This window comes from Caballeronia sp. INML2, from assembly GCF_023631365.1.
Classification (GTDB): Bacteria; Pseudomonadota; Gammaproteobacteria; order Burkholderiales; family Burkholderiaceae; genus Caballeronia; species Caballeronia turbans.
This window is the reverse complement of sequence record NZ_JALQDH010000212.1, coordinates 1-542: the sequence shown is the minus strand read 5'-3', so window position 1 is coordinate 542 and position 542 is coordinate 1. Positions and strand designations below refer to the sequence as shown.

General features: G+C 65.1%; 1 pseudogene. It reads left to right on the top strand.

Going from position 1 to position 542, the window contains the following annotated elements:
- A pseudogene (locus NCT32_RS37045) lies at positions 1-542 on the top strand (hypothetical protein); the annotation flags it as partial.

The following is a 542-nucleotide window of genomic DNA, read 5'->3' as shown; positions in this document are numbered from 1 at the left end:
CATCAACAGCGATCCGGCGGTCGCCGGCAACGTCCAGCGCAAGAGTGATCTCATGCTGAACCCGGGCGCCCGCGCCGAGGCATTGGCCGACGGACTCGGACGCATGGCGCCCGCACTGCGTCTGCAGTACGTCGCGCTGATCGCCAAGGTGCTTGACACCCTCGTTCCTCCCGACTGCTTCGGCCTAAACGAGATGGACGCGGTGATTGATCGAGTCTCGCTAGACGCGATGTCCGACGCGGATATCGACGGATACTTCCGCATGCTGCTGGCAGCGCTTCGCGCGGCGCAAACCGGGACCACGCTCGACACGCCGAGCCCGCAGCAATATGCGCAGGCGGAGACAAGCCTCAAGCTCTCGCTGCTTCGTGAGCTGGACTATGCTCCCGGCAATGTCGCGCGCTATTCGGCCTTTTCCGCCAATCCGCGAAGCGTGCCTCCCGTCGACGCATGCTGGGCGATGCGGGTGACCATGCACGCCATACTTGCGATGCCTGACCCCGAGCGGGACGTCGTGTTGCGGCAAACGGTCCAGTCGCGGC